Below are 17,928 nucleotides of genomic sequence, written 5' to 3'. Positions count from 1 at the left end.
GGGTCGCCTCAGTCGTCTCTGGTCTTGATGTCGGCCGAGAGGCCCTGCGCCATCTCGATCTCCTTGGAGTTGTTGAGCGTCCACGCGGTGCGCTCGGTCACCGCCTCGATGACCTCACGCGCCGAGGGGTAGCCGTTGCCCGACTTCTTCACGCCGCCGAACGGGAGGTGGACCTCCGCGCCGATGCACGGCAGGTTGCCGTACGCCAGCCCGATCTCCGCGTTGTCTCGGAAGTAGTTGATCTGCCGGTAGTCCTCCGAGATGATCGCTCCGGCGAGCCCGTAGTCCGTGTCGTTGTGGATCTCCACCGCCTCCTCGATGTCCCCGCTGTACTTCAACAGCGCCACGTGCGGGCCGAAGACCTCCTCGTGAGTGCAGCGGAGGTCCTCCTTCGCGTCGGCCTCGTACACGAACGGCCCGACCCAGTGGCCATCATCGTGGCCCTCGGGGATCTCGGAGTCCTCTAACTCCTCGCGGTCAACCAGGACGTTCACGCCCTCGTCTTTCGCGAGTTGGTTGTACTCGGAGACTTTCTCCTTGTGCTCTGGCTCGATGAGCGGCCCCATGAACGTGCTCTCGTCGAGCGGGTCGCCGACCGCGACGTTCCGGGCGTTCTCGACGAACCGCTCCTTGAACTCGTCGTACACGTCCTCGTGGACGATCAGGCGCTCGGAGGAGACGCAGCGCTGACCCGTCGTCTTGAAGCTCGACATCGTCGCCGAGTGAACCGCCGTGTCGAGATCGGCGTTCTCGGTGACCACGATCCCGTTTTTCCCGCCCATCTCGCAGGCCGCGAGCTTCCCGGGTTCGCCCCCGACCTTGCTCGCGATCTTGTGGCCGACCTCGGCGCTCCCGGTGAACAGGACCGTGTCGACGCGGTCGTCCTCGACGATGGCGTTGCCGGCGTCGCCGAACCCTTGGACGAGGTTGAACACGCCGTCGGGGACGCCCGCGTCCTCGAACATCTCCGCGAGGATCTGCGCACACCAGGGCGTCTGCTCGGCGGGCTTGAACACGACTGTGTTGCCCTCGACGAGCGCGACGGCCATGTGCCAAAACGGGATGGCGACGGGGAAGTTCCAGGGAGTGATGCAGCCCACGACGCCGCGCGGCTTGCGCCGCATGTAGGCGTCCTTGCTGGGGATCTCGGAGGGAACCACGTCGCCTTTCGGGTGGCGGGCGTCGCCGGCGGCCCACTCGACCATGTGCCACGCCTCGGTTACGTCCGCCTTCCCCTCGGAGATCTCCTTGCCGCACTCCATGGTGACGATCTCGCCGAGTTCGTCGTGGCGATCCTTGAGTTCGTGGTAGATGTCCCAGAGGTACTCCGCGCGGTCGATGTGGGAGAGTTCCTTCCACTCCTCGAACGCGTCGTCGGCGGCGGCGACGGCGCGGTCGACGTCAGCCTCGGTGCCGCGGCGGAACTCGCCGAGCTCCTCGCCGTTCGCGGGGTTCTCCGAGACGAACGTCTCCTCGCCCGTCCCGTCGGTCCACTCGCCGTCGATGTAGTGCTGGTAGGCTGCCGGCATGGATCCGACTGCGCTGCCGGCGGTGGTAACTCCCGAACCGACCATGGTCGGGTCGGGGTTGGTAACCGGTAGCATATATTTGCTCGCGTGATACCAGTGCCATGATGCACCAGGAGATGAACGCCGGGACCCGACTCACGCTCGACCTCTGGCACCCGAACTGCTGGGCTATCGAGGCGACCGAACGGGCCGGAGGCGGCGTATTGGCCCACGCCATCTACGACACCCCGAAGACGGCACCCGAGTCGGTCAACGGACTGTTCACGGCCTTCGGCGACACGAACCGGGAGGTGCAGGCGCTCCTTGAGGAGATCCGGGCGTCGGAGTACGCGGGGGAGGTGCTCGAACTCCAGGAGCGGTTCGGTCGCGCCCGCGACGCCCCGGGCAACGTCGTCCGGGAGTTCTTCCTCGAGTACGACCCGAACGACATGGTCTGTCCGACGCTGCTGCGCCACGGCTTCGTCCACAGCGCGCCGGTCCGGATCGAGAACGGTCGCGAGGAGTGGCAGCTCTGTTTCACCGGCGATCGGTCGGGCATCGAGGCGGCCCTCGACGACGTCCGGGAGGACGCCGGCGCGGAGGTGTCCGTCGTCTCGATCACGGCCGCCGACGGCGCGGCCGACCGCACGGAGCGCGAACAGCGCCTCGACACGCTCACGCCGACCCAGCGGGAAGTGTTCGAGGCGGCCCGCGCGGCCGGCTACTACGAGTGGCCCCGCGGCTGCTCGACGCGGGAGCTGGCCGACCGCGTGGACCGCTCGAAGACGACGCTGCTCGAACATCTGCGAAAGGCCGAGTCGAAGCTGCTGGACCCCTGACTACCCGAGGACCGCCCGCAGCGCGAACAGCGCGTTCTCCTTGCGCTCGCGCACCCGCCGCGTGAAGTACTGGAACCACTTGCTGCCGTACGGGACGTACTGGTTCACCTCGATCCCCTCGGCGGCGAGGTCGACCTGTGCCTCCTCGCGGACGCCCATCAGCATCTGCACCTCGTAGGGCGTCCCGTATTCGGCGTGGAGGTCGCGAGCGTGGTCGATCATCGCCGGGTCGTGACTCCCGACCGCGACGCCATCGTCGAACTCGCGGAACATGAACGCCAGACAGTTCCGGTACGCCTCGTCGACCCGCGCCTTCTTCCGGTGGGCGATCTCCCCCGGCTCGTCGTAGGCGCCCTTCACGAGTCGAACCGTCCCCGGGAGCGACGCCAGCCGTTCGAGGTCATCCGGCGTCCGTTGCAGGTTCGCCTGCACGCAGACGCCCACGTTTCCGTCCGTCTCGACGGCGTGGCGCTCGAAGGCGTCGAGCGTCACGTCGGTGGTGTCGTGGTCCTCCATGTCGATCCAGACGAAGCAGTCGTCGTCGGCTCCCGGGCCCCGCCCGGTCGTCCGGTCCGCGTCGGAACCCGACGCGCTGTCGACGATGCGCGCGAGGTTCTCCTCGAACGCGGCCGACGAGACGCCGAGCCCGATCTGCGAGGGCTTCACCGAGACGCAGGCGTCGAGGTCGCGCTCGGCGATCGTCTCGACCAGTGCGACGTACGCGTCGGCGTCCGCGTCGGCGGCGTCTCGCTCGTGGTAGTGCTCGCCGAGGAGGTTCAGGATGGCCCCGATCCCCTGCCCGTTCAGGTCCTCGACGTGCGACAGGGCCGCCTCGGGCGTCTCCCCGGCGACGAAGTTGTTCGCGATAGGCGGTATCACGGCTTCCCGTCCGACCGGTTTCCCCATCAATCGAACCCCGACCAAATAATCCGCGTCGATACACGTGAACACAACCTCGCTGACGGTATCAGTTCGGCGCGACCGCCGGCGTCGTCGTCACGGCTCCGACCATGGTCGGGGTGGGATATAGGCATACGGTTCTGGAGGGGGATATCGTTAGTCATGGTATCGGATGACATCGGACCGAACCGGCGGGACGTACTGAAGGCGTCAGGGGCTGCGGGCCTCGCAGGGCTGGCGGGACTCGCCGGCTGTAGCACGACCGACGACGCGGCGACCGACACCGAGCAATCGGGCGACGGTGGCGGCGGCGACGAGGAGACGACCGCCGACGACGGCGGGAACGGAGGCGGCGGGGAGACCGGATCGTATTCGATCGGAATGGTCAACTCGCTCACCGGGTCGCTGTCGGCGTTCGGCCAGCGCAACCAGCGCGGGAAGGAGCTCGCGCTCGCGGACGTGAACGAGGTCGGCATCGGCGGTCGCGATCTGGAGATCACCGTCGAGGACTCCGAGAGCCAGTCGCAGGCCGGCGTCTCGGCCGCACAGAAGCTCGTCAACCAGGACGGCGTGCCGTTCGTCATCGGCGCGGTCGGCTCGGGCGTCTCGCTGGCCATCTACGAGTCGGTGATCCAGGGGACCGACGTGGTGCAGTTGAGCCAGAACTCCACCAGCCCGGACTTGACGGACTTCCCGGGGCTTCTGCGGATGTCGCCGACGGGGAGCACCCAGTCGACGGCGCTGGCGCGCATCATCGGAGAGGACGGCTACGACTCCGTCGCGCTCGCGTGGGTCAACAACGACTACGGGCAGGGCCTGGCCGAGGCGTTCCGGGAGGAGTGGGGCGGCGACATCGTCTACGACGAGCCTCACGATCAGGGGCAGTCGTCGTACTCCTCGACGGTGTCCGGGATGGCCAACTCCGGCGCGGACGCGTGGCTGTTCATCACCTACCAGCCGGAGTTCACCTCGATGGCACAGGAGGCGTACTCCAACGGCTACGAGGCCCAGTTCTACGGCGCCGACTCCGTCCAGGGGTCGGACGTGCTCGGCAACACGCCCGAGGGGAGCCTCGACGGCATGAAAGTCGTCGTTCCCTCCGCGGCCGTCGACCAGGACAACTACCAGACGTTCGCCTCGGAGTTCGAGTCGGAGTACGGCGAGACCCCGTCCTCGTGGTCGGCGTTCGCCTACGACTGCGTGGTCACGGCGGCGCTGTCGGTCGCGACCGCCGACGAGTTCACCGGCGCGGCCCTGCAGGAGACCGTCCGCGACGTGACGCGTCCGGAGGGCGAGGAGGTGTTCACCTTCGCGGAGGCGATGGAGGTGCTCGGCGAGGACGGCTCCCCCTCCGACATCGATTACCAGGGCGTTTCCGGCCCGATCGACTTCGACGAGAACGGCGACCCGGTCGGGTTCCTGCAGATCCTCACCGTGGAGAACCACGAGTACGTCTCCTCGGGCACGATCGAGGGCTAACCCTCGATGTCGGTTCTCGAATATCTGGCGAACGGGCTCGTGTTCAGCAGCATCATCGTGTTGTCCAGCATCGGGCTCTCGTTGGTGTACTCGATCGCGAACTTCGCCAACTTCGCCCACGGCGACACGATGACCGTCGGCGCCTACACCGCGCTGGTGACGTTCGGCTTCGTGGGCACGCTCGGCGCGGAGGTGCTCGGACTGCCGCTCGGCTTCTTCCTCGCGCTGGTCGTCGGCGTCGCGGTCGCCGCGGCGGTCGCGGTGCTCACCCACAAGATCGTCTACGAGCCGCTCGATATCGGCTCGATCGGGCTGCTCATCACGTCTATCGGGGTCGCGTTCGTGTATCGCGCGATCATCCAACTCGGCTTCGGAACCGGGTTCGTCGAGTTCCAGATCCCGCTGTTGCGACCGATCGAGGCGCTGCTCCCGTACGGGATCCGGATGACGCTCCACGACGTGGCGATCGTCGGCAGCGCCGCCGTGCTGGTCGCCGGGCTCCACGCCCTGCTCCAGTACACTGACCTCGGCCGGAAGATGCGCGCGACGGCTGACAACCCCTCGCTGGCACGCGTCTCGGGGATCCGGACCGACCGGATCGAGATCTGGACGTGGGTCATCGGCGCCGGACTCGCCGGCGCCGGCGGCGTCTTCCTCGGGCTCTACAACAACATCTCGCCCCGGATGGGATTCAATATCCTCCTAGTCGTGTTCGCGGCCGTCATCCTCGGCGGGATCGGCTCCGTCTACGGCGCGATGGTCGGCGGCTTCCTCATCGGAATGATCAACCAACTGACCCCGATCCTCCCGCGGCTCGGACAGGAGATCCCGTTCGTCCCCGAGAGCTTCGGCATCCCCATCGGCATCGAGTACGCGAACGCCATCGTGTTCCTCATCATGGTCGCCGTGCTGCTCGTGCGACCGTCCGGCATCGCCGGGGAGGAGGCGACGTGAGCGCCGTGGACGCAGCCCGCGGACGGTTCGCGGACCTCACTCGCGCCGAACAGGGCGTCGTGGGATTCGTCGTCCTGCTGGCGGCGCTGCTGCTGTTCGGCCTCGTCACCGGCGGGCTCGCGCCGACGTACTTCCTGTATCTCGTCGGCCTCGTCGGGATGTACGTCCTGCTGTCGTTCGGGCTGAACGTGCAGTGGGGGTACACCGGGCTGATCAACTTCTCGGTCGCGGCGTTCTTCGGGATCGGCGCGTACGGCACGGCGCTGCTCACCGCCGACAACTCCCCGATCGGGGCTGACGGATGGCAGTTCAGCCTCGCCGGCGTGGAGCTGGTGTGGGTCTCGGGGGCTCGCCTCTACGGCCTCCTCCCGCTCACCGTGCTCGGCCTGCTGGTCGCGGTGGCGCTCGCGGCGGTCGTCGCCGTCGCCATCGGGATCCCGACGCTGCGCCTGCGCGCCGACTACCTCGCTATCGCGTCGCTCGGGCTCGCGGAGGTCGTCCGCCTGCTGTTCTTGAACCAGCGCGGCGTGACCAACGGGAGCGCCGGCCTTCGTGGCCTCCCGGGGTTCTTCGACGGCTGGCCGGTGCTGGGAACGCTCCCGCAGACGTTGCCCGGGGTCCAAGTCCACGAAGTGGCGGTCCCGGGACTCGGGTCCACGCGGCTGCTCGGGTTCACGCTCGGGGCGCCGTTCTGGCAGGCGCTGTTGAACGTCGGGCTCGTGCTCGCGATGGTCGCCGTCGTCTTCGCCGTCCTTCGCCGGGTTCATCGCTCGCCGTGGGGGCGCGTGCTTCGGACGATCCGCTCGGACGAGGACCTCGCGGAGGCACTGGGGAAGGACACCTACGCGTTCAAGATGCAGTCGTTCGTGCTCGGGAGCGTGATCATGGCGCTGGCGGGCGTGTTCTACGCGCACCTGAACCTGTTCGTCAGCCCGGGGAACCTGGAGCCGATCAACACGTTCTACGTGTGGATCGCGGTGATCCTCGGCGGGAGCGGCTCGAACCGCGGGGCGATCTTCGGCGGCTTCGTCGTCATCGCCATCCGCGAGGGGACCCGCTTCCTCGGGGAGGTGTTGCCGGCGTCGTTCCCGCTGGACCTGCCGCTCGTGACGAGCACGTACGCGACGGTCGTGAACAACTTCGCGTCGACGCGGCTGCTCGCGGTCGGCCTGCTGATCATCCTCGTCATGCGGTTCCGCCCCCAGGGCGTGCTCCCGCCCCAGCGGGAACTCATCTGGCCGGCGTCGGTCGCCGCCTCGGCGGGACCGGGCGAGACGGACCCCCGCGAGACGGTCACGGAGGACGCCGCCGCGGGCGCGCCCGAGACCGGCTCCGACTCCGACGCGGAGCCCGACGATCCCGCGGCCCGAAACGGAGGTGAGGACGATGAGTGAGGGCGAACGGACGCCCGCGCTGACCGACGGTCCGAACCTCGACAAGGAGGACGTCGTGTTGCGCGTCGACGGGCTCCGGAAGACGTTCGGCGGCCTCGTCGCCACCGACGACGCCTCCTTCGCCGTCGAGCGAGGGACGGTTACGGGCCTCATCGGCCCGAACGGCGCCGGCAAGTCGACGATCTTCAACCTCGTCTCGGGCTTCTACGAGCCCGACGGGGGCACCGTCACGGTCAACGGGGTCGACGTGACCGGCGCCGAACCCCACGAGGTCGCCGACGAGGGGCTCATCCGGACGTTCCAGACGCCCCGCACGTTGGAGGGAATGACCGTCCGCGAGGCGATGCTCGTCGGGCCGCAGCGCCAGCCCGGCGAGTCGTTCGTGAAGCTGTTCACGAGCCCCGGGGAGGTCGAGGCCGCGGAGACGCGCAACATCGAGGACGCCCAGCGCATGCTGGAGCGATTCGAGATCGACCACCTCGCGACCCAGCCCGCGACCGACCTCTCGGGCGGGCAGCTGAAGCTGGTGGAGCTCGCGCGGGCGATGCTCGCCGAGCCCGAACTGCTCTTGCTGGACGAACCGGTCGCGGGCGTCAACCCGACCCTCGCGAACAAACTGCGCGACCATATCGCCCGCCTCAACGAGGAGGGCGTCACGCTGTGCATCATCGAACACGACATGGAGTTCATCATGAACCTCGCCGACCCGATCGTCGTTCTCGACCAGGGAAGCGTCCTCGTCGAGGGAACGCCCGACGCCGTCCGTAACGACGACCGCGTCATCGACGCCTACCTCGGAGGGCCGGGCGAATGAGCGATCGACCGACCTCGTCCGCGACCGACGGCGACGCCGGGGACGGCGGCGGAGACGACAACGAAAACGTCGCAGGCGACGGCACCGCTGCCGCCGCCGGCGACACCGCCACCGAGGAGACCGTGCTCTCGGTGGAGCACGTCGACAGCGGCTACGGGGACGTGCAGGTGCTCGACGACCTCTCGCTGTCGCTGTCGGCCGGCGAGGTCGCGTGTCTCATCGGGCCGAACGGCGCCGGCAAGTCGACGGTGCTGAAGACGGTGTTCGGGCTGTTGACGCCGTGGTCGGGGCACGTCCGCTACCGCGGCGACGACATCGGCGGGCTGGCTCCCGAGGAGATCGTCCGCGAGGGGATCGGCTACGTCCCCCAGACCGAGAACGTGTTCGGGAGCCTCACGATCGAGGAGAACCTCCGCATGGGCGGCGTCGCCCGCGACGACGACCTCGGACCGGTGATCGACCAACTGTACGACCGGTTCCCGATCCTCACGGAGAAGCGGAACGCGAAAGCAAGGACGCTCTCGGGCGGTCAGCGGCAGGTGCTGGCGTTCGCGCGCGCGCTCGTGATGGAGCCGGACGTGCTGCTGATCGACGAGCCGTCGGCGGGCCTGGCGCCCAACACCGCCGACGAGGTGTTCGACGACGTGCTCGCGGTCAACGACCTCGGGACGGCGATCCTGATGGTCGAGCAGAACGCCCGCAAGGGGCTGTCCATCTCCGACTCGGGCTACGTGCTCGATCAGGGGACCGTCGCGTACGCCGACGAGGCGGACGCGCTGCTCGACAACCCCGACGTGTCGCGGCTGTATCTCGGCGGGTAGTCGTCGCCCCGTTGTCGTCCAGTCGTCGACGCTGCGTCGTCGCTGCCACGTCGGTGTCATCACGCCGCCGCGGCGCCTGAAGACGCGCGCCATCGAAACCCTTAGTGTATGAACCCGCCAAGCCGGGCGCATGAAGAAGCTCATCGTCCACGGGGATCCCGGCCTGCGCAAGGACGGTATCATCGAGTACGACGGCGAGGAGATGCGCGTCTTCTCCATTCAGCGGCAGGGCGACTACCACGGCCCCGACGAGCCGCAGCTGTGGTGCACCATCGGCACCGACGACGAGCGCGAGGACTTCGAGACGAAGACGTACGTCCCCCACTGGCTGGAGGTCGACACGATCGACGGCGAGGCGCTGGACATCGTCAAGTCCGGCGGCGACCTCAACGTTTGAGAGTCCGCTAACCCCGCCCCGATCTTCTCCGTCAGTTCTCGTCGTCCCGCAGCGACGACGACGCCGGCAGCTCCGCCTCCGTCACTTCGAACACCGTCACCGACGGCGTCGAGGCCGCCTCGACCACCTCGACGCCGTCGATGGACGCGAAGTCGATCATGCCGCGGCCGTCGTAGCGCTCGCGCTCGGCGGGGCCGACCCACACGTAGCGCACGTCGTGCTCGCGGAACGCCTCGACGGCGGCCGCCCGCGACGTGTACGCGTCGTCGACCGCGCGGACCCGCGCGAAGTACGCCTCGGGACCCCGATAGCCGACCTCGTGGTGCCAGCCGGCGACCGTCGGCAGGCCGGTGAGGCTCGCGGCGGGGCTCGCGTCCCACCGGTACATCGTCGGCGAGTGGCCGTACCTGGACTCCGCGCCGGGGTACACGCTCGTCGCCGGCGCCGAGAGGATCGCGGGCTGGCCCTCGCGGGCGTCCAGCCAGTCGATCGCGCGCTCCTCGCTGGGATGGAACGCGCCGACGAAGTGCGTGCCGTCGAGCGTCGGCTCGTCGGGATACCCCTCGTCCACGTGCGCCGGGAGGGCGAAGGCGGCGTACATCCCCGTCGACACGACCAGGACGGCGACGAACATCGCCGCCGCCACGTCGCGCGTGCCCGAGCTCGGCCACAGTATCGAGGCGTCCGGGCGGGGCACGGCCTCCAAGATCCCGGCGAGAACGACGCCCGCGGCGGCGGCCCACAGCGGCCACACCTGCGCGTACGTCTTGAACACGGTGTTCATCCGCCCGGGGCCGGCCTGCTCGTTCAGGTAGACGAGTTCGACCACGAGCGCCAGTCCCGCGCCGCCGACGATCAACACCGTCTCGAAGCCCGCGCGGTCGGTCCGGAGCGCGACCCAGCCGGCGACCAGTAGGACGCCGAAGAGCCCGAGCGCCGGCAGCCCGACGGCCATGCCGGCGAGCGTCAGCGCGACGGCGCCGGCGATCACCGTTAGGGGGCGCTCTCGGCCGACAGCACCGAGCAGCCCGACGAAAAACGTCGCGAGGAAGGCGCCGTGGACGACGAGCAGCCTACCCAGCGACGAGCGCATCTCGAGAGGTAACACCGCGAGCTCGCGCTCGCTCCCGCCGCCGGCGACGGCGACGAGCAGGAACGGCGCGGCCACGGCGACCGCGAGCAGTCCGGCGCCCGCGACGAGCGCGGCCGCGACGACGGGACGGGCGAGTTCCGCGGGCAGTCGAGCGTCGGCGTCGTCGCCGTCGAGCCGCGCGTCGAGGCGGCCCCGGAGCGAGGCGGGGAGCAGTGTCCGCGGCGCCGCCGGCGCGGCCGCCACCGCCAGCCACGCGAGCCCGAACACGCTCGGGAAGCTCCACGTGTCGAGCACGACCTGAAAGCCGCCCACGAGCGGGACGGCGCCGAACAGGAGGAGTCGCCGGCGGCGCGGCTCCGAAGCGGGCGTGCGATACAGCGCGAACGCGAGTGCCGCCCCGAGCAGGAGGAACGGCGTCATCGTCATGTGCGCGTGGAGGTCGCCGTTGAGCCACGCGAACAGCGGGAACTCGTTGATCGTCCGGGGGATGATGCGGCTGGCGGTCCAGTAGGAGAACTCCCGCGTGACGAGTTCGGTCGCGTCGAGCCCGAAGGCGCCGGCGACCGAGCCCCGGAGGCCGGACGGGAGCGCGCGGACGAACACCCAGCCGGCGGTGTGCAGGTTCCCCGCGATCCCGACGAAAAACGCCGCGAGCACCCCGGCGGTTCGGCGCGAGCGTCCGCGGCTCGCGGCGACCGACCCCGCGAGGTCGTAGACGGCCGTCACGAGCATCGCGTAAAAGCCCGCGAGCGCGAGGTTGTAGCCGAAGCGCGCCGGCGTCGCCGTCAGCGTCGTGAACAGCGCCGCGAGCAGGTGGCCGCCGTAGTAGTAGCGCACCGGCTCGCCGGCGAACCACATGTCCTCCGGCGGGAGCGTTCCGGCCCGCAGCAGCGACTTGAGGATGCCGTAATCGAGGAACTTCTCGCCCGCGCTCGGGTCGACGCCGGGGTCGAACGCGCGGATCAGGACGACGAACAGGAACGCGACCGCGAACACCGCGGCCGTCTCGGCGACGACGCCCCGGTCGGGCAGCCGATCGAGGGCGTCCCCGTCGAGCGCGACGGTTCCGTCGCGGAGCGCCCCGCGATCGACCGTCGCGAGCGCGGCGAGCCCGAGCAGGACCAGCAGGCCGGCGATGAGCGCGACCGGACCGAACGCCACGCGGCCGATCCAGAAGGTAGCGAGGCCCAGTATCAGCGCGGCGACGGGCAGCCCGAACCCCGCGCCCCGCGTCGCCGACCGCGGGAACAGTCGGGCGGCGATCGGGACGCCGACGGCGCCGAGCGCGAGGAGGACCACGAGCCAGCGGACGACGAGACCGTACTCCATCGCTTCCCACGGGTCGCCGCCGGGGTAAGTTCCTTTCCCTCCGCCCCGCTCCGTCGCCCGCGGCGTGCGTCCCGCTCTCGCCGCCCCGATACCAACCACTAAGCGTCGACCGCCCCGAGTGAGCGTGTGCCACGTCAGGATACGACTCCCGGCGACGATGGGACCGACGGAGCCGAGGCGGACGCGATCGACGACGGGGCGGCCTTCGGCGGCAGTCGGCTGCCGATCGTCGGCGGACTCGCGCTCGTCGGTGCGGTCGCGGGCAACCTCGCCGTCCAAACGCTGGTCGCCGGGGGAACGCTTCCTCAGGGGACCGACGCGACCATGCTCCCCGTGTTCACGGTGGTCGCGTTCCTCGGACTGCTCGTGCTGGTCGGGTCGATCCTTCGGCGGTAGGCGCCGACCACGTTCGCACCGTTTTTACCCGACCGCGCGGAAGCCACCCCCATGCAGCCGACCGTCGGCGTCGTCGTCCCCGCCTACCATCCGGACCCCGGTCGGCTCCGGACGTACCTCCGTGCGATCCGCGAGACGATCGACCCCGCCGAGCTCCGCGTCGAACTCGACCTCCCGGACGGCGCCGACAGCGTGGACGCCGACTCCGCCGCCGCATCCGACGCTTCCGTGCCCTTCGATCTCCCGGACGAGGTGGACTGCCGCGTCGTCCGCCGCCGCCGCGGGAAGGGAGCGGCCGTCACCGCCGGGTTCGAGGCGCTCTCGACGGACGTGTACGCCTTCGCAGACGCCGACGGTGCCACTCCGGCGGCGTCGCTGGCGGACGTGATCGCCCCCACGTGCGACGGCGACGCCGCCCTCGCGGCGGGGTCGCGGCGCCACCCGGATTCCGTGGTTCGATCCCACCAGACGTTCGCCCGGCGGTTCCTCGGCGACGGGTTCGCGTGGATCGCCCGCCGCCTGTTGGACGCGGAGCTGTACGACTACCAGTGCGGCGCGAAGGCGATCACGGCGACGGCGTGGGAGCGCGTCCGCGACCACCTGTACGAGCCGGGGTTCGCGTGGGACATCGAACTCGTCGCCGTCGCGGCGGCGCTGGACTACCGGATCGCGGAGGTGCCGATCGCGTGGGAGGACCAGCCCGGGTCGACGGTGTCGCCCGTCGGCGACACGCTCGACATGGGGCGCGGGCTGTTGGTGGCGCGCCACCGCGCGCGACTCATCCGCGACGACCGGCTCCACCGCCTGATCGACCGCGAGGACGGCGTCGCACTGATCGACCGGTCCGACGACAGCGGCGCCGTGAGCGACGGGAGTGCGACCCCGAGAGCTACGGCCGACCGCGGCACCGGCGTGGAGACCGCCGTCGACGGCCGCGAAACCGACGGGACCGAGTCGCGATGACCGACGACGGTGCGCTCGCCGCGCTGGCCTCGGGGACGCGGATCGGGCAGTTCGTCTCCGTCGGCGTCGTCGGCTTCGCCTTCGACATCGCGACCTCGACGGCGCTGCGCGAGCTCGGCGTGTTCCCGGAACTCGCCGCCTTCGTCGGGATCGAGGTGGCGGTGGTCGTGATGTTCCTGCTCAACGACCGCGTGACGTTCGCCGAGGAGGGGCTCGGCGGGCTCGCTCCGACGCTTCGCCGGCTCGCGAAGTCGAACCTCGTGCGCGCCGGCGGGATCGCCGTCCAACTGCTCGTGTTCACGGCGCTGTTCCGCGGGCTCGCGCTCCCGGTGTCGGTCGCCGGGATCGATCTCTGGTTCGTGATATCCCGGGCCGGCGGCATCGGCGTCGGAATGGTCGTCAACTACGTCGCCGAGAGCGTGTTCACCTGGCGCGTGCTGGAGTGACGCTCCGGCGAGCGGTCGCGTCTCGGTGCGGTCGCGTATCGTGGGGGAAACTCCCACACGGCGGCGGGATGTGAAACACAACCCTTACAAGCGGCGGTCGTTTTGTCTCCGGTAGCGGGATGGGATAGCCAGGAGATTCCGCCGGGCTCATAACCCGGAGATCGGTAGTTCAAATCTACCTCCCGCTACTTCCTTCGGATCGACACTTCCGTCGCCGAGAAGTTCGTGTAACGCCGAGGCACATCGTTCGACCGCACCGACACAACACCTCGCTGATACGTTCGATGACTGACCGACGATATTTTCACACATCTGCCGAAATCCGATGCCATGACAGGGGGTGACGAGGTCGTCTCGTTCGACGTCGATGCCGCGACGGCGGCCATCCGAGACGCGATCGACGACAACTCCGACCTCCACGTCGCCGCCGCGTTCACGGCCGAGACGTACGATATCGTCCATTGCGACGAGTTCACGCGGTCGTTCTACGCCGACGACGAGGAGATGGCGGGCCACTTCGACCGGATTCACCGCTACGCGGGGATCGACTTCTCGGAGATCGGGCTGTTCGTCGACGAACTGTTCCCCGTCGGCGGCGGCGTCGAGTACGTCGCCACCGGGATGGAGCACCTCACGATCGTCCGCGTGTACACCGGGCGGGAGGGACTGCTGCTCACGCTCGATCCCGACGCGAACGTGACGACGGCCGTCGAGGCCGTCCGGGACGCGATCGACCGGGATCTGGGCGCGACGGGCGATTCGCTCTCCTCGCCCGACGCCTGAGAGCAGTCGTCCGCTCGGCCCGACCGCCAGCTCAGTTCCCGGTGAAGTCGATCCGGCTGTCGCCGCCGTCGCCCTCGTCGACGCCGCCGGGGCCGAGCTGCTCGAAGGTGTACCCCTCGTCGTCGACGTACACGCCGCCGTCGGCGACGGTCACGTCGACGGCCTCCATCACCGAGCCCTCACAGGGGCCGAAGTCGCAGTAGCCGGTGTCGAGCTGGAAGGTGGCCCCGTGTTTCTGACACCACACCTCGCCGTTCGTGACGCGCGCGCCGTCGGCCTTGTCGAGGCGCACGTCGGTCCAGTGCTGGCAGTAGTTGCGGTACGCGACGACCGTTCCGTCCGCCAGGCGGGTGCAGAACGCCTCCGCCAGTTCGCCCTCGTCGTCGCGGAGGGTGAACAACACCGTCTCGCCTTCGACGACCTCGTCGCCGTCGGCGACACGCGCGTTTTCGTCCATACGGCGAGGTAAGGCGGCGCGCTTGTATGCGTCCCTATTCCGGATCGTGCCCGCCGTCGCCGTCGGTGCCGCCGGCGCCGGCTCCCTCCGCCGGGTCGTCGGCGTAGCATACAGCCTCCACGCGCTCGTCGTACAGCCGCGACAGGAGCGTCGTCACCGGGCCACCTCCCACGTCGACGCCGTCGTAGGTCCCGACGGGTCGGAGCTCCCGTATCGAGGAGGCGATGAACGCCTCGTCGGCGCCGCGCACGTCGTCGGGGGTGTAGGCGCCCGCCTCGACGGGGAACCCTTCCTCGCGGGCGATATCGAGCACCTCGGCGCGGGTGACGCCGGGGAGTATCGGTCCGTCGAGCGAGGGAGTGTGGATGGCGTCGTCGGCGACGAAGAACAGATTCGCCGTCGCGCACTCGGCGACGTGGCCGTCGTCGTCGAGCATGACCGCCTCGTCGGCGCCGGTCACGCGCGTCTCCACGCGGGCGAGGACGTTGTTGAGGTAGTTGTGCGTCTTCGCGTCGCTCGGGACCGCGCGGTCGGGCACTCTGCGGGTCTTCACCGTCTGCAGCGTCGCCGGCCCGTCCCAGACGGACTCGCCGCCGGCGTCGGGGCTGCCGCCCCGTGGGAGCGGCTTCACGAGGACGACGACCGTGGGGTCCGTCTCGCCGGCCGCGGGCGGCGCGAATCCCGCCGTCTCCCCGCGCGTCACCGACAGGCGGACGTATGCGTTCGCGAGGTCGTTCGCGCGGAGGGTGTCGCGGACGCGGGCCTCCAGATCCAGCGCCGACAGCCCGAGCTCGTCCGCCGGCATCCCGAGGGCGTCGAGGCTGCCGAACAGGCGCTCGACGTGAGCGTCCCACCGCCACAGCGTTCCGCCGTACGCGCGGACCGTCTCGAAGGCGGCGTCGCCGTACTGGAAGCCGCGATCCGTCACCGACACCGACGCCTCGGTCGCGGGAACCAACTCGCCGTCGACGTGGTAGACGCGGTCGCCGACGGCCGCCGTCGCGTCGTCGTCGCTGGCGCGGTTCCCGTCGGTACCGGCGTGGTCCTCGTCGTCGCTCATTCGAACCCACCTCGTTCACAGACCCCCAGGAAGTTTCGGATCATGTGCTTCCCGCCGGGCGTGAGGACGCTCTCGGGGTGGAACTGCACGCCGACGTGGGGTCGTTTCGTGTGGCGAACGCCCATCACGACCTCGCGCTCGTCGTCGGTCCAGGCGGTCTCGACGAGTTCCGGCGGGATCGCGTCGTGCTCGACACACAGCGAGTGATACCGCCCGACATCGACGCGGTCGGACAGGCCGGCGAACACGCCGCGGCCGTCGTGGCGCACCTCGGAGGGTTTCCCGTGGACGACCTCCGGCGCGAGCGTGACCGCGGCGCCGTTGGCGGCGCACAGGGCTTGGTGGCCCAGACACACGCCCAGCGTGGGGTACGTCAGTTCCTCGAACACCGGGATGGAGACGCCCGCATCCTCGGGGGTTCCGGGACCGGGCGAAACGACGATGCCGTCCGGGTCGAGGGCGCCGATCCCGTCCGCCTCGATCCGGTCGTTGCGCCGAACGAGCACTTCGTCGGCCAACTCGCCGACGTACTGGACGAGGTTGTACGCGAACGAGTCGTAGTTGTCGACGACGAGGACGCGGGTCACTCGTCTCCCCCCGTGTCGCGCTCCGCTGTGTCGCGCTCCGCTGTGTCGCGCCCCTCCGCGTCGCGCTTCTCCCCGCCCGTACCGTCCCCCTCGACCGCCATGTCCGCGTCGAGGGCGTCGTCCACGGACCTGACGAGCGCGCGGGCCTTCGCAAGCGTCTCCTCGTACTCGGCGTTCGGGTCGGAGTCGTGAACGACGCCCGCGCCCACACGGAGGTGGTACTCATCGTCCGTCCGCACGAGCGTTCGGATGACGATGTTGGCGACGAGCCGCCCGTCGAGGCCGGCGGCGAACATCGAGCCCGTGTACGGCCCGCGCCGGGTGCCCTCCAGCGCGTCGATGATCGCCATCGTCTTCGGCTTCGGCGCGCCGGTGATGGTGCCGCCGGGGGACACCGCCGCGAGCGTGTCCGCCAGCGAGCGGTCGGGGCGCTCGGTGCCCTCGACCAGCGAGACGAGATGCATCACCTCCGAGTAGCGGTCGACGCGGCGGTACTCCGGCACCGAGACGCTGCCGTACTCGCTGACCTTTCCGAGGTCGTTTCGCTCTAAGTCGACCAGCATCGCGTGCTCGGCGCGCTCTTTCTCGTCGCCGGCGAGTTCGGCCTCCTGCGCGGCGTCGGCCTCCGGGTCGCCGCCGCGCGGCCGGGTCCCGGCGATGGGCTCCGTTTCGAGTCGAGCGCCGTCCTCCCGGTCGTCCGTTTCCACATTGCCGTCGCCGTCCGGATCCGCTCCGGGAACCCGGCGCAACAGGAGTTCCGGGCTCGCGCTCACGAGGTCGACGCCGGGGAACTCCACCAGCCCCGAGTAGGGCGCGGGATTGCGCGCCCGCAGCGCCGCATAGGCCGTGACGGGGTGCACCGCTGCCGGCGCCGCCAGGCGCTGGCTCACGTTCGCCTGGAAGGTGTCGCCCGCGCGGATCGACTCCTTGACGCGGCGAACGCGCTCGGCGTACGCCTCGCGGCCGCAGTCGCTCTCGAACGTCGCGGACGCGGCGTCGGCGCCGGCGGCGGGCGCGGGGGCGACCGACGGGTCGCCGGTCCGTGCCCGCCGGGCGAGGTCGCCGGCGGCGGCGAGGCCGGCCTCGTAGGCCGCGTCGGCGCCCGGGTGATCATCGAGCCGGGGGCAGGACGTGATCCGAAGGGTGGTCGTTCCGTCCGTTCGGGGCTCCGCCCACGACGCGAGCGTCGGGTACACCGCGGCCTGGAGGCGGGGGAGACCGCGGTCGTCGACCGCGCCGTCGTGGGGGAACGACTCCAGCTCCCGAGCGACGTCGTACGAGAGCCAGCCGAAGGCGCCGCACGGATACGGCACGTCGCAGTCGCCGCGCACGAGCGTTCCGGAGTCGAGCAGTCCCTCAAGCGCCGACAGCGTCGGCGACGGCGCGGCGTAGTCACCGTGGCCCGGGTGATCGGGGTCGCGGACGGCCGCGTCGGGACCGACCGTCAGCGTCTCCGCGGGGTCGACGCCGAAGTATCCCCAACCGGGCTGGCCGCCGGTGGTCTCGTAGAACACGCCCGATCGATCGCCGCGTCGGGCGCGGCGGTAGGCGTCGAACGGGTCGTCGACCGCGACCCGGCGCTCCACGGGGATCCGGGCGTCCGCGGGGGCGTCGACCGCGAGGCGACGGAACGCCTCGCGGTCCGTAACCGTCTCCATGGGTGGTGGTGTCGCGGCACCGAAAAAGCGGGTTCGGTTCCGACCGGGAC

The 17,928-nt window shown here is 70.1% G+C and carries 18 protein-coding genes and 1 tRNA gene; 12 read left to right on the top strand and 7 right to left on the bottom strand.

Annotated elements, in window-relative coordinates; genetic code table 11:
• Nucleotides 1-8: 8 nt before the first annotated feature.
• Nucleotides 9-1,529, bottom strand: coding sequence for an aldehyde dehydrogenase family protein (locus K6T25_RS05835; protein ID WP_222917234.1), 1,521 nt, complete (start codon nucleotides 1,527-1,529; stop codon nucleotides 9-11).
• Nucleotides 1,530-1,633: 104 nt separating this feature from the next.
• Here K6T25_RS05835 and K6T25_RS05830 point away from each other — a divergent pair, with 104 nt between their 5' ends.
• Nucleotides 1,634-2,347: a helix-turn-helix domain-containing protein gene (locus tag K6T25_RS05830; protein ID WP_225917821.1), complete on the top strand. Its 714-nt coding sequence runs from the start codon at nucleotides 1,634-1,636 to the stop codon at nucleotides 2,345-2,347.
• On the opposite strand, the gene K6T25_RS05825 is transcribed toward K6T25_RS05830, so the two are convergent.
• Nucleotides 2,348-3,226, bottom strand: coding sequence for a proline dehydrogenase family protein (locus tag K6T25_RS05825; protein ID WP_222917230.1), 879 nt, complete (start codon nucleotides 3,224-3,226; stop codon nucleotides 2,348-2,350).
• A 183-nt stretch (nucleotides 3,227-3,409) separates the two neighbouring features.
• On the opposite strand from K6T25_RS05825, the gene K6T25_RS05820 reads away from it, so the two are divergent.
• The 6 genes from K6T25_RS05820 (at nucleotide 3,410) to K6T25_RS05795 (ending at nucleotide 9,106) form a co-directional block, all read left to right on the top strand.
• Nucleotides 3,410-4,726 (top strand): ABC transporter substrate-binding protein, encoded by a 1,317-nt coding sequence (locus K6T25_RS05820; RefSeq protein ID WP_222917228.1) that lies wholly within the window; start codon nucleotides 3,410-3,412, stop codon nucleotides 4,724-4,726.
• Between the two features lie 6 nt (nucleotides 4,727-4,732).
• Entirely contained in the window at nucleotides 4,733-5,680 is a 948-nt protein-coding gene (locus K6T25_RS05815; protein WP_222917226.1) for a branched-chain amino acid ABC transporter permease, read from the top strand.
• Nucleotides 5,677-7,074: a branched-chain amino acid ABC transporter permease gene (locus K6T25_RS05810; RefSeq protein ID WP_222917224.1), complete on the top strand. Its 1,398-nt coding sequence runs from the start codon at nucleotides 5,677-5,679 to the stop codon at nucleotides 7,072-7,074. The genes K6T25_RS05815 and K6T25_RS05810 overlap by 4 nt, the downstream gene beginning before the upstream one ends.
• Entirely contained in the window at nucleotides 7,067-7,888 is an 822-nt protein-coding gene (locus tag K6T25_RS05805) for an ABC transporter ATP-binding protein (RefSeq protein WP_222917223.1), read from the top strand. The genes K6T25_RS05810 and K6T25_RS05805 overlap by 8 nt, the downstream gene beginning before the upstream one ends.
• Complete coding sequence (locus K6T25_RS05800) at nucleotides 7,885-8,709, top strand: ABC transporter ATP-binding protein (protein WP_222917222.1); 825 nt, start codon at nucleotides 7,885-7,887, stop codon at nucleotides 8,707-8,709. Before K6T25_RS05805 ends, K6T25_RS05800 begins: the two co-directional genes overlap by 4 nt.
• Before the next feature lie 130 nt (nucleotides 8,710-8,839).
• A complete protein-coding gene (locus K6T25_RS05795; protein ID WP_222917221.1) occupies nucleotides 8,840-9,106 on the top strand; it encodes an HAH_0734 family protein in 267 nt (88 codons plus the stop codon).
• A 31-nt stretch (nucleotides 9,107-9,137) separates the two neighbouring features.
• On the opposite strand, the gene K6T25_RS05790 is transcribed toward K6T25_RS05795, so the two are convergent.
• A complete protein-coding gene (locus tag K6T25_RS05790) occupies nucleotides 9,138-11,528 on the bottom strand; it encodes a DUF2298 domain-containing protein (RefSeq protein WP_222917220.1) in 2,391 nt (796 codons plus the stop codon).
• A 126-nt stretch (nucleotides 11,529-11,654) separates the two neighbouring features.
• On the opposite strand from K6T25_RS05790, the gene K6T25_RS05785 reads away from it, so the two are divergent.
• The 5 genes from K6T25_RS05785 to K6T25_RS05765 all read left to right on the top strand — a co-directional run bounded on the left by K6T25_RS05785 (nucleotide 11,655) and on the right by K6T25_RS05765 (nucleotide 14,116).
• Nucleotides 11,655-11,924 carry a hypothetical protein gene (locus K6T25_RS05785; protein WP_222917219.1) on the top strand — a complete coding sequence of 90 codons (270 nt, stop codon included), beginning with the start codon at nucleotides 11,655-11,657 and terminating at the stop codon, nucleotides 11,922-11,924.
• A 51-nt stretch (nucleotides 11,925-11,975) separates the two neighbouring features.
• Entirely contained in the window at nucleotides 11,976-12,887 is a 912-nt protein-coding gene (locus tag K6T25_RS05780; protein ID WP_222917218.1) for a glycosyltransferase, read from the top strand.
• Nucleotides 12,884-13,333, top strand: a complete 450-nt coding sequence (locus K6T25_RS05775) for a GtrA family protein (protein WP_222917215.1) — start codon at nucleotides 12,884-12,886, stop codon at nucleotides 13,331-13,333. The genes K6T25_RS05780 and K6T25_RS05775 overlap by 4 nt, the downstream gene beginning before the upstream one ends.
• A 113-nt stretch (nucleotides 13,334-13,446) precedes the next feature.
• Nucleotides 13,447-13,521, top strand: a tRNA-Met gene (locus K6T25_RS05770).
• Nucleotides 13,522-13,663: 142 nt separating this feature from the next.
• Nucleotides 13,664-14,116, top strand: coding sequence for a hypothetical protein (locus tag K6T25_RS05765; protein WP_222917213.1), 453 nt, complete (start codon nucleotides 13,664-13,666; stop codon nucleotides 14,114-14,116).
• Between the two features lie 31 nt (nucleotides 14,117-14,147).
• On the opposite strand, the gene K6T25_RS05760 is transcribed toward K6T25_RS05765, so the two are convergent.
• From K6T25_RS05760 to K6T25_RS05745, 4 genes are read right to left on the bottom strand one after another with little or no spacing between them, the layout of a single operon-like run.
• Complete coding sequence (locus K6T25_RS05760; protein WP_222917211.1) at nucleotides 14,148-14,573, bottom strand: Rieske (2Fe-2S) protein; 426 nt, start codon at nucleotides 14,571-14,573, stop codon at nucleotides 14,148-14,150.
• A 34-nt stretch (nucleotides 14,574-14,607) separates the two neighbouring features.
• Entirely contained in the window at nucleotides 14,608-15,633 is a 1,026-nt protein-coding gene (locus K6T25_RS05755; RefSeq protein ID WP_222917209.1) for an aminotransferase class IV, read from the bottom strand.
• Entirely contained in the window at nucleotides 15,630-16,220 is a 591-nt protein-coding gene (locus tag K6T25_RS05750) for an anthranilate synthase component II (RefSeq protein WP_222917207.1), read from the bottom strand. Before K6T25_RS05750 ends, K6T25_RS05755 begins: the two co-directional genes overlap by 4 nt.
• Nucleotides 16,217-17,878: an anthranilate synthase component I family protein gene (locus K6T25_RS05745; RefSeq protein ID WP_222917205.1), complete on the bottom strand. Its 1,662-nt coding sequence runs from the start codon at nucleotides 17,876-17,878 to the stop codon at nucleotides 16,217-16,219. The genes K6T25_RS05750 and K6T25_RS05745 overlap by 4 nt, the downstream gene beginning before the upstream one ends.
• Between the last annotated feature and the right edge of the window lie 50 nt (nucleotides 17,879-17,928).

Source organism: Halobaculum rubrum (assembly GCF_019880225.1).
Classification (GTDB): domain Archaea; phylum Halobacteriota; class Halobacteria; order Halobacteriales; family Haloferacaceae; genus Halobaculum; species Halobaculum rubrum.
This window is presented reverse-complemented; position numbering and strand designations above follow the sequence as displayed.

What these genes read in the sequence shown, in the direction of transcription:
- K6T25_RS05775 (WP_222917215.1), top strand. Translation starts at nt 12,884, where the DNA reads ATGACCGACGACGGTGCGCTCGCCGCGCTGGCCTCGGGGACGCGGATC.
- K6T25_RS05830 (WP_225917821.1), top strand. Translation starts at nt 1,634, where the DNA reads ATGCACCAGGAGATGAACGCCGGGACCCGACTCACGCTCGACCTCTGG.
- K6T25_RS05790 (WP_222917220.1), bottom strand. Translation starts at nt 11,528, where the DNA reads ATGGAGTACGGTCTCGTCGTCCGCTGGCTCGTGGTCCTCCTCGCGCTC.
- K6T25_RS05805 (WP_222917223.1), top strand. Translation starts at nt 7,067, where the DNA reads ATGAGTGAGGGCGAACGGACGCCCGCGCTGACCGACGGTCCGAACCTC.
- K6T25_RS05760 (WP_222917211.1), bottom strand. Translation starts at nt 14,573, where the DNA reads ATGGACGAAAACGCGCGTGTCGCCGACGGCGACGAGGTCGTCGAAGGC.
- K6T25_RS05780 (WP_222917218.1), top strand. Translation starts at nt 11,976, where the DNA reads ATGCAGCCGACCGTCGGCGTCGTCGTCCCCGCCTACCATCCGGACCCC.
- K6T25_RS05835 (WP_222917234.1), bottom strand. Translation starts at nt 1,529, where the DNA reads ATGCCGGCAGCCTACCAGCACTACATCGACGGCGAGTGGACCGACGGG.
- K6T25_RS05765 (WP_222917213.1), top strand. Translation starts at nt 13,664, where the DNA reads ATGACAGGGGGTGACGAGGTCGTCTCGTTCGACGTCGATGCCGCGACG.
- K6T25_RS05745 (WP_222917205.1), bottom strand. Translation starts at nt 17,878, where the DNA reads ATGGAGACGGTTACGGACCGCGAGGCGTTCCGTCGCCTCGCGGTCGAC.
- K6T25_RS05795 (WP_222917221.1), top strand. Translation starts at nt 8,840, where the DNA reads ATGAAGAAGCTCATCGTCCACGGGGATCCCGGCCTGCGCAAGGACGGT.
- K6T25_RS05800 (WP_222917222.1), top strand. Translation starts at nt 7,885, where the DNA reads ATGAGCGATCGACCGACCTCGTCCGCGACCGACGGCGACGCCGGGGAC.
- K6T25_RS05755 (WP_222917209.1), bottom strand. Translation starts at nt 15,633, where the DNA reads ATGAGCGACGACGAGGACCACGCCGGTACCGACGGGAACCGCGCCAGC.
- K6T25_RS05815 (WP_222917226.1), top strand. Translation starts at nt 4,733, where the DNA reads ATGTCGGTTCTCGAATATCTGGCGAACGGGCTCGTGTTCAGCAGCATC.
- K6T25_RS05820 (WP_222917228.1), top strand. Translation starts at nt 3,410, where the DNA reads ATGGTATCGGATGACATCGGACCGAACCGGCGGGACGTACTGAAGGCG.